Here is a 9,755-nt window from a genome sequence, read left to right as displayed (position 1 = left end):
CATCACCGGGTCGAGATGAATATTGTAACATCGTTAGATGGATCTATTGCGAGGTGAAGGATGCGATGACGGACCAACCTCGACCCCAGGTAGGAATTGCTTTAGGAGCCGGTGGATTGAAGGGAGCTGCCCATGTCGGAGTATTGCAGTTTCTCACAGAGAAAAACTTTCCCATCGATATCATCGGTGGCTGCAGTGCTGGTAGTGTCATTGCTATGCTCTATGGGCTGGGATGGAGACCGGACCAGATGGGGAATTTCGCGGACAAACTGGAGAGATGCCGTCCCTTTGATTTTGTCAGTTGGTTTCCGGCGGTACCGCTGATGGGCCTTAAGGTGCTGCTGGATTACCTGTCGATACCCACCCGCTGGATACCCCGTATTCCCACGGGAATCATCCGGGGACGCAACTTTCATCGGATCTTAACCCGGCTCTCTCAAGGGTCAGGATTTGCCGAGCTGCTGCTGCCTACAGTCATTCCCGCGGTGGACTTATATTCTGGGCAGGAGGTTATTTTTTGCAGCCCAGCAACGGGAGCTAAAATTCTACCCCAATTAGAGGACCACGCCACCGTTGTCACCACCGCCGACGTCGCCTTGGCCGTTCGGGCCAGCAGCTCCATCCCCGGTGTCTTTGAACCGGTGCACTGGGGACCCTATGCGTTGGTAGATGGAGCGGTGAGAAACAGTGTCCCGGCAGATCTGGTTCGCTTAGCCGGTGCTAACTTTGTGATTGCCGTGGATTTAGGAGAGAGTTTACAGCAGACTCCCGAAGGAGTGGATAATATCCTCGAAGTGATTCAGCAAAGTGTGGGGATTATGGGACATGAACTTAGCCGTCTGCGCTTAAACCAATATGCCAATTTTGTTATCAAACCCGTGACCAAGGGGGCCAAACTTAACGAGTTCGACAAGATTCCCCATCTCATTGAGCAAGGGTATCTAGCTGCTGAGAAGGCTTGGCCCCAAATCTATCGGATGTATCAACAGCATATCAGAATGTGGAAAATGCACTCCGAGGGAATGTCTTGACGAAATTTAGGGCATACCCTATAATAGATTTTACCGAACAGACGTTTGTGGGAAACACATGTTTTGACGGGAGAAGGTTTTATGTCCCTAGTACTTCATCTCATTATCCCTGCTGGACAGCAGGGTAGAGCCCTGGAAGAAGTCACTGCCGATGGAGAAGGGGTTTGGAAGATTTGCAGTCAGTTCACTCCAGTGGTGGAGCCTGTGGCTATCGGTGAAGTCTGGCTGGATATTACCGGATGCGGACCACCCCGGGATGTGGCCAGGGGGATCCGCACACACCTGAGCCGGCAGCTGAATTTAGCCGGGATTACCTCCATCGCCCCGACCAAGTTTACCGCCAAGGCAGCTTCCCTGTGGCAGCTGCAAGGGCAGTCTAAGGATAGGAGCCAAGGGGTGGTGCTGGCCACTTGGCAAGAGGCGTGCCGGTTTTTGTCTCCTCTGCCCGTCACCTATCTGTGGCCCTTTCCCACGGAGGTTGTCCAGCAGCTGATGGATTTGGGATGCAGGAATTTTGCCGAGCTTTGGCAGATTCCGCCAGAAAGATTACGGGCGAAGTTTGGACCGGTAGGGGATCACCTGGTTAAGGTGATTGGCGAGCAGGAAGAGGATCCCGTAAAGGCTTTGTACCCTAAACCACAGATTGGCCGAACCTACTGGGTACCCCCGGAAATTGGCGAATGGGAACTTCCCGCTCTAACCTTTGGCTTGCAACAGGCCGCGGGGGAATTGGCACAGGAATTGGCAAATCGGGACCTAGCCTGTCAACATATCACTCTAGGGGTTAGGTCCAGCGCCGGCACCTGGCGACAGCAAAGTCGGCTTCTGCCGGAGCCCATCTACCAAAGGGAGAGATTAACCCGGGAGCTGCTCTATCTAAAAGAGCAGCTGGCCAAGGCCCTGTCTACAACACCGGTAGTAGAATACTCTGTGAAACTGCAGGAGTTGGCACCAAGGCCTAAGACACAGTTGGATTTATACGCGGATAAACAAGGACAACGGCAAAGGGATAATCTCGCCAAAACCATGGGATATATCGCCGAGAAGTTGGGCGCGGAAGTAATCCAACCAGCCTCTGCCCTGGAGCGGCCTCGCCGGGAGAAGATGCTCCAGCTAATTTATCAAAATGTATTGTAATGAAAGTAGTCTTGGTGGAGGGAGCGGTGATGGCCAAAGTCATTGGGGCCAAGATTACCGTTGCCGTCGATGAAGCGGGGCAACCGGTATCCTTTCTTTGGCAAGGACAACGCCATGTGGTAAAAGGCATAGTTGACCTTTGGAAGGAAATCGGGGAGTGGTGGGATGATGCCACTCCCCGGACCGTCTATAAAGTGATGACATCAAGTCACGGAGTATATGAGCTGCATTGGCTGCATCACAGCCGCTCATGGTGGTTACAGGGGATCGAGGATTGAAGTGTCCCCAGGCCTAGACCACCAGGCCAAAGGCCTCCTTCACTCGACGCAGTGTCTCTTGGGCGATGGGTTCCACTCTGGCTCGGCCTTGGGCAAGGATTTCCTCAATTACCCCCGGCTCCGATAACTCAGCAAACCGCTGTTGCAGTGGTTCCAAGACACTAATTACCACTTCCGCCAGGTCCTTCTTAAATTGACCATACCCCGAGTCACCGTACTTGGCAGCGATCTCATCTAGGGACTCGCCGGAACACAGGGAGTAAATCACCATCAGATTGGATACCGCCGGTTTTTCCACTTCATCGTAACGGACTTCCCTTCCCGAATCCGTCACCGCTGAGCGGATCTTCTTGCGAATCACATCCGGAGGATCGAGCAAAGAGATATAGCTCTTGGGATTATCCGAGGACTTGGACATCTTCTCGGTAGGATCGGTGAGACTCATAATTCGACCACCCTCGGCCCGATCGGGAATATAGGGTTCCGGCACGACAAACAGCTCTGAGTCAAAGCGACCGTTGAGCCTTTGAGCCACATCCCGGGCCAGTTCCATATGCTGTTTTTGGTCCTCACCCACCGGCACTTGATCCGTCTGGTACAACAAAATGTCCGCGGCCATTAATGCCGGATAGGTAAACAAGCCCGCGGTGACCACTTCGTTTTTCGATGACTTATCCTTAAACTGGGTCATCCGGCGCAGCTCACCAAAATAAGTACTGCACTCGATCAGCCAGTTGAGCTCAGCATGGGCACTGATCTGGGACTGAATAAAAATGGTGGCAACTTCAGGGTCGATCCCACTGGCCACAAACAGCCGGGCCGTATCGAGGATGTTAGCCCGCAGCTCCTCGGGATCCTTGGGGACCGTTAATGCGTGTAAATCCACCACACAGAAAATGCACTCTGCTTCGTGCTGAAGCTTAACAAAGTTGCGAATCGCTCCCAGGTAGTTACCTAGGGTCAAAACTCCACTGGGCTGAACCCCAGAAAATACTCGTTTTGCCATGGTGCAACCTCCTAGTACAACATCGTGATAAATCTTGCCAAAATAAAAACCCCATCCCAAGGGACGAGGTTAGTCGCGGTACCACCCAAGTTAGTCTGCCAGCCTTAGCGGCGCAAACTCACTCCTGCGGCCAAAGGCTTCCACCTTCGGCCTAGAGATAACGGTCTTGGACCGGTACAACCTACTGACAAACCACGGGACAAGGCCCCCTGCCATCGGTTTGCTTTGGGCTGTACAGCTCCCGGATCCACTTCCACCAAGGGGTACGTCGGATTCCCACCCTCACCGACTCTCTGTCGTACCGGATTCTCAGTGTACTCTTCCGTTCATCGCCTGTAGTGTATGCAAGTCTGTCATAGTTTGCCTTGATTATACTTTTTACCATCGGATCTTGTCAACTAGTCCCGTTGGCAACGGGAACCACAGGGAGGGAAAGCGGTGGCAAAATTCGTCCACTTACATACCCACTCCAGTTATTCCTTTCTGGATGGGGCCAATTCACCGACTCAGTTAGTTAAAACAGCCGCTGCCTTGGGGATGCCAGCCTTGGCCTTAACGGATCACAACTATGTCAGCGGTGCCATTGAATTACATAAAGCCGCGGCGGAATTTGGCATCAAGCCCATTACGGGCGTGGAGGTAACCTTAACTAACCGTCACCACCTGGTGCTGTTGGCAAAAAACCCCAAAGGGTACAGCGCTTTGTGCCAGATCCTTACCCAGGCCCATCTCAATCACTCCCGGCAACAGCCGCAAATTGCCCTGGAGCAATTGGTGGGCTGGACCGATGATCTCATCGCCCTTTCGGGGTGTCGCCGGGGTGAAATACCCTATTTAATTCTCCAAAAACAGTTTACCCAGGCTCGGGAGGCGGCTATCAGGTATCGGCGGATTTTCCCCAACTTTTATCTGGAGTTAATCGCGGATTTTCTCCCCCGGGCCCACTGGCTCAACGGAAACCTCTGTGAACTGGGAGAGGAGTTGGCAATCCCAGTAGTGGTGACTAATAACGTTCACTACACCGAGCCGGAATATTTCCCCCTCCACGATGCCTTAACGGCCCTGCGCACCAATACCACGTTAAAGGAGGTTCATCCCCAAAGGCGGCTCAACGCGGAAAACTATCTGAAAAGTGCCGAAGAAATGTCTCGTCTGTGGTCCTGGTGTCCGCAAGGGATTGCCGCCAGTTGGGAGATTGCCCAGATGTGTTCCCCGGCCTTAGACTTAAATCGCAGGCTCTTCCCCGCCTTTCCCACTCCACCCGGAGTAAGTGCCGATGAGTATCTGCGGCAATTGGTTTTTGCCGGTGCAAAGGAGCGCTACGGCCGGATTACCTCGCAAATTCAAAGCCGGCTAGAGCATGAGCTTGACGTTATTGCTCGGCTGCAGGTGGCCGATTATTTTCTCGTAGTCTGGGATATCGCTCGCCAGGCCCGGGAATGGGGAATTCGCTACGCGGGGCGGGGTTCCGCCGCCGACTCCGCGGTGGTTTACTGTTTGTATATTACCGATGTGGACGCCATTGGGCGGAATTTGTTATTCGAACGATTCTTGAGTTTGGAACGATCTCAAACCCCCGACATTGACATTGACTTCGATGCCCGCCACCGGGATCGCATGGCACAATATGTCTACGATACCTATGGACCGGAGCACGTGGCCTCGGTGTGCACCTTTTCCACCTATCGGGCTCGGTCGGCGATTCGGGATTTCGGCAAGGTTTTAGGGTTTCCCGCCCAGGAAATCGACCGCGTTGCTAAGCTGTTTCCCCACATTCCCGCGGATGGGATCAAGGCTGCCCTAGATAGGTACCCCGAGGTGCGGGACAGCAGGCTGCCAAAACATCGCTACGAATTGCTCTTTCATCTGTGTCACCAGGCCGCGGGATTGCCCCGTCATATTGGAACCCATTTGGGAGGGCTTATTGTCAGTGCCGTACCCTTGACGACAATTACTCCGCTGCAAAGATCCGCGAAGGGGGTTTTGATCACCCAGTTTGACAAAAACACCATTGAGGATTTGGGCTTAATCAAGTTGGACTTGTTGTCCCTTCGGACTTTATCAGCGGTGGAGGACTCTCTGGCCTCCATGGCAGCTTCGGGACATTCCGTGGATTACCGTCGTCTCCCCTTAGACGATGCCGCCACCTTTCGCCGCCTTAATTCCGGCTCCACTATCGGTACCTTTCAGTTGGAAAGTCCCGCCCAAAGGGCCCTCCAGGCCCGCCTCGGGGCCGATAACATCGAGGATATCGTTGCCAGTGTTGCCCTGATTCGACCAGGACCCATCCAGGGAAATATGGTGGAACCCTTTATTGCCCGAAGACATGGAGAGGAGCCCATTACTTACCTACACCCGAAACTGGAGCCCATCCTAGCCAAAACCTACGGAGTAGTTCTCTTCCAGGAACAGGTAATCGAAATTGCTACGGTCATCGCCGGCTTCACCCCCGGGGAAGCCGACCAGTTACGCCGGGTAATGACCCACTTTCGTTCCCACCAAGAGATGGACCGAATTGGTCAGCATTTTATCGCCAAGGCGGTAGCCAATGGGGTGGACCGGCAAACCGCGGAAACCATTTTCTCCTATATCGTAGGTTATGCCGGCTATGGCTTTTGTGAGGCCCATGCCGCAGCCTTTTCCGATACAGCGTACAAAACCGCCTATCTCATCGAACACTACCCGGCACATTTTTTCGCGGCCTTGCTCAATAACCAGCCCATGGGATTTTATCCCCCTAACACCCTATGCCTTGAAGCCAGGAATCGGGGAGTAACCCTCCTGCCCGTTGATATTAACCTAAGCGAAATTGACTTTACCGCTGCGGAGGATTCCATCCGCATCGGTCTCAAGCAGGTTAATTCCTTGTCCTCTGCCACCCAAGCCGCCATTATCAAGGCTAGGGCCCAGGGACCCTTCACCGATGTGGAGCAGTTTTGTCGCCGGGTTCCCCTGCAAAGGGATGAACTGCGGCAATTAATTCTCTGTGGGGCCTTTGACAGTCTCAATGGCAATCGGCGCCAGCTGCTCTGGCGGCTGGAGGATCTGTGGAAGAACATCCACTCCAGTCGCCAATATACCTTTGCCGATATCGCTGCGGGCTTTGCCTGCGAGTCAACCTTTGAGTATCGGATCCGGGACTTTACCGAGCAGGAGAAATTTTTGGCGGAATACAGGGTTTTGGGCCTTCACCCCACTCGCCATCCCATGGAATTAGTGCGTGAGGTAACCAGCCTTCCCGCCACCCAAACCAGTCGAGAGCTAAAACAACTGCCGCCCGGTCAGACAGTGACGGCGGCAGGAATTGTGATTCGACCCCATCGTCCCCCGACAAGGAGTGGAAAAACCGTGGTCTTTCTCACCTTGGAGGACGAATTCGGGCTCATCGATGTCACTATTTTTGAAAGGGTTTACCAAAAATACGGCAAGGCGGTATTCACCGAACCGGCCCTAATCGTTACCGGTCGATTAGAGCAGCGGGGTGAGGCCAAAAGCATCACTGCCTATCGGGTACAGCCATTGCCGACGGGTGGGCATTATCACCGGGGAAAACTGAAATACTAGAACCACAAATGCCAAAAGGAGATGACGTTTGTGGCGCAACGTTCAGTCCTAGCCTATTTTGATTCAGAGACCAAAGCGGCGGAAGCTGCCGCGGAGCTTAAGAATCAAGGGTACGAAACGGTCCAAATTGACCGCATATCCCTTTTTCCCGACAACAACACCGACGATGTCACCAATCCCCTGACCGGTGACTTTGCCAGTCTGGCCAATCTCACCATGGATACCGGGGGAATCGGTAACGACGAGGGCATCCTATTGGCGGCTCACCCCGATGCCAGCGGATTAGCCGACGCTGAAATTCCCCGGGCAACTCCCTTCTTGGTGACCGTTGTCTGCGAACCCCGGGAGGTAGACGGTGCAGTACAAACCCTGAAACAATACGGTGCCAGGGTTTAGCTGCGGATATTTTCCCGTCTTCCCCTTCTTCCCCTGAGGTAGGTACTCCCGGCAAAGATCAGGGAAAGCAAAAGGAACAGCTGCAGTTGGGATTCCAACTCCCAGAGGAGGTTAGTGGCGCTAACGCCTCCCGTAATCAGTGAAGCCAAGGCAAACTGTCCTAAGAACACCCCTACATGACAGACGTAACCGAGGAAAAGCATCGCTGACAACACAAACCACATTTGCCAATTGGTAATCATGGGCATACCCTCCACATTTAGGAGTATGCCCATTTACACGTGAAAATTCTCCCCCGGGTATACAGGTCAACCCCGCGGCGGGATGATAGTCAAAGGAGGGACGACTATGGGAAAACTAACTCATTGGGTGCGCAGGATGATCTTAGTGGGATTGGCGCTCTCGGCTCTAGTCTTCCTGTTTCTCTACATCCGCTCCTGGTTCTTGCTGCGGGAGTTTGAAACCTACACCCCTCCTGAGGCCGCCACCATTTTCGATCGTCACGGTGAGGTAATTGCCCATCTCGGCGGGGGACAAGCGGAGTACCTTACCATCGATCAGATTCCCCAATACGTCCAAGACGCCACCGTTGCCGTGGAGGATCGCCGTTTCTACCGTCACTTTGGTCTCGATCCCATTCGGATTATCGGTGCCCTCATCGCAGATATCAAGGCCGGTGCTCCCGTGCAAGGTGCAAGTACCATTACCCAACAATTGGCTAAGAACGCCTTTCTTACCCCGGCGAAAACCATAGGCAGGAAAATCGAAGAGGCCGTGTTGGCCATCGTCCTGGAACAGCGCTACACCAAGGAGAAGATCCTTGAGCTTTACCTCAACACCATTGACTACGGCCAGGGTGCCATTGGGATTGAAAACGCGGCGGAGATCTTCTTTGACAAGGATGCTGCCCAGCTGACCCTCGCGGAAGCTGCCCTGTTGGCAGGCTTACCCCGGGCACCCTCGGCCTACGATCCCTTCCGCAACTTGCCAACAGCCGTGGAACGGAGAAACCTAATCCTGGACCTGATGGCCGATCAGGGCTACATCACCGCGGCCATGGCCCAGGAGGCCAAGTCAGAGGAACCTAAGCTCAGTGCTCGAATCGGCGGCAAAGCCCCCTATTTCGTGGATTACGTCACCGCTCAGCTCATTGAGCAATTCGGCCGCCATCGAGTCTATCGCTCGGGACTTAGGGTCCAAACTACCCTGGACCTGGAACTGCAAAGCATTGCCCAAGCGGCCCTTTCGGGACAAGACCTGCCTGGGGCCCTGGTGGCTTTGGATCCCCATACCGGTGATATCCTGGCGATGGTGGGCGGCACCGACTACGGAAAGAGTCAATTTAATCGGGCCACCCAGGCCATCAGACAACCGGGTTCTGCCTTCAAGCCCTTTGTCTATGCCACGGCCCTGGCCCAGGGGTGGAGGACCAACTCCCTAGTCGCAGATATCTACCAGGATTTTCGGGGTTATCGACCGCAGAATTGGGACGACGAGTATTGGGGCTGGGTAACGATGAAATACGCCTTGGCCCACTCCCTAAACACTGCCTCCGTTTGGCTGCTGGATCAAATCGGAATCGGTAATGTAATAGCCCTGTTGGAGCGGTTGGGATTTACCACCTTGGTCTTGGACTCCCGTATTGAGCCCAATGACCGCAACCTCTCCCTGGCCCTCGGCGGTTTAACCCAGGGAGTGACCCCTCTCCAACTGGCGGCAGCCTATGCCCCCTTTGCCAACGGTGGCCGCTACTATCCACCCCGAGCGATAGTGCAGGTAATGGACAATAACGGTCTAGTTCTCTTTTCCAGTGAGGAACCCATGGGCTCCGTTGTCCTCGATGAGGCAGTAGCCTTCCTGGTAACGGACATGCTTCAGGGCACCCTGGACTTCGGTACCGGCCGTTTGCTCGACATTGACCGGGCCGCAGCCGGTAAGACCGGTTCCACCAATGAGCAAAACGACGCCTGGTTCATCGGGTATACCCCTGAGCTGCTGGCCGCGGTGTTCCTCGGCCATGATCTTCCCAAGTCCCTGGGAGGCTACGGCGGCGCCTTGGCGGGTCCCATCTGGGCAGAGTTTATCGAAAATGCTCTCAAGGGCCGCCCAAAGCAGGACTTTCCCGCTCCAGCCTCAATTATTTCCGACCTGCCGATTCACGTCTTTAGCGGGCTCCTGGGAGCCGAGGACTGCCCCTGGGTAAAGCCCCACAGCTTTATTCGGGGGACACAACCCCATGAGTACACCGACTGTTGGCGGCCAAAGCCCCAGGGCGAGGGTGCGGAAGAACCCGAGGCTGGCCCGTAGCTCTGCTAAAAGGATAAAAACCGTCAGGGGTTATTC

The 9,755-nt window shown here is 54.4% G+C and carries 8 protein-coding genes and 1 other annotated feature; of the genes, 6 read left to right on the top strand and 2 right to left on the bottom strand.

Annotated features, from left to right (window positions below; translation table 11 throughout):
- Nucleotides 1–65 precede the first annotated feature (65 nt).
- The 3 genes from GX030_07555 (at nucleotide 66) to GX030_07545 (ending at nucleotide 2,446) form a co-directional block, all read left to right on the top strand.
- Complete coding sequence (locus GX030_07555) at nucleotides 66–1,031, top strand: hypothetical protein (protein ID NLV92231.1); 966 nt, start codon at nucleotides 66–68, stop codon at nucleotides 1,029–1,031.
- Between the two features lie 81 nt (nucleotides 1,032–1,112).
- Nucleotides 1,113–2,168 carry a hypothetical protein gene (locus GX030_07550; GenBank protein NLV92230.1) on the top strand — a complete coding sequence of 352 codons (1,056 nt, stop codon included), beginning with the start codon at nucleotides 1,113–1,115 and terminating at the stop codon, nucleotides 2,166–2,168.
- A gap of 29 nt (nucleotides 2,169–2,197) precedes the next feature.
- Nucleotides 2,198–2,446 carry a hypothetical protein gene (locus GX030_07545; protein ID NLV92229.1) on the top strand — a complete coding sequence of 83 codons (249 nt, stop codon included), beginning with the start codon at nucleotides 2,198–2,200 and terminating at the stop codon, nucleotides 2,444–2,446.
- Between the two features lie 13 nt (nucleotides 2,447–2,459).
- Here GX030_07545 and trpS read toward each other — a convergent pair whose 3' ends face one another.
- The gene (gene trpS, locus GX030_07540) at nucleotides 2,460–3,452 is read right to left on the bottom strand and encodes a tryptophan--tRNA ligase (protein NLV92228.1); all 993 of its coding nucleotides are present in this window, start codon (nucleotides 3,450–3,452) and stop codon (nucleotides 2,460–2,462) included.
- Between the two features lie 56 nt (nucleotides 3,453–3,508).
- Nucleotides 3,509–3,791: a binding site (T-box leader), on the bottom strand.
- Between the two features lie 99 nt (nucleotides 3,792–3,890).
- Between trpS and GX030_07535 the strand changes: the two genes are divergently transcribed.
- Both GX030_07535 and GX030_07530 read left to right on the top strand, forming a co-directional pair.
- Nucleotides 3,891–7,016 carry a DNA polymerase III subunit alpha gene (locus tag GX030_07535; GenBank protein NLV92227.1) on the top strand — a complete coding sequence of 1,042 codons (3,126 nt, stop codon included), beginning with the start codon at nucleotides 3,891–3,893 and terminating at the stop codon, nucleotides 7,014–7,016.
- 30 nt (nucleotides 7,017–7,046) lie between these two features.
- The gene (locus GX030_07530) at nucleotides 7,047–7,412 is read left to right on the top strand and encodes a hypothetical protein (GenBank protein NLV92226.1); all 366 of its coding nucleotides are present in this window, start codon (nucleotides 7,047–7,049) and stop codon (nucleotides 7,410–7,412) included.
- Here the strand turns inward: GX030_07530 and GX030_07525 are convergent.
- Nucleotides 7,409–7,654: a hypothetical protein gene (locus GX030_07525; GenBank protein NLV92225.1), complete on the bottom strand. Its 246-nt coding sequence runs from the start codon at nucleotides 7,652–7,654 to the stop codon at nucleotides 7,409–7,411. The genes GX030_07530 and GX030_07525 overlap by 4 nt on opposite strands.
- Before the next feature lie 106 nt (nucleotides 7,655–7,760).
- Here GX030_07525 and GX030_07520 point away from each other — a divergent pair, with 106 nt between their 5' ends.
- Nucleotides 7,761–9,719 (top strand): PBP1A family penicillin-binding protein, encoded by a 1,959-nt coding sequence (locus GX030_07520; GenBank protein ID NLV92224.1) that lies wholly within the window; start codon nucleotides 7,761–7,763, stop codon nucleotides 9,717–9,719.
- Nucleotides 9,720–9,755: the final 36 nt, after the last annotated feature.

It is taken from the genome of Bacillota bacterium, assembly GCA_012727955.1.
GTDB lineage: Bacteria > Bacillota > Limnochordia > DTU087 > JAAYGB01 > JAAYGB01.
Note: the sequence above shows the minus strand (reverse complement) of the source record. Positions and strands in the feature narration are given on the sequence as shown.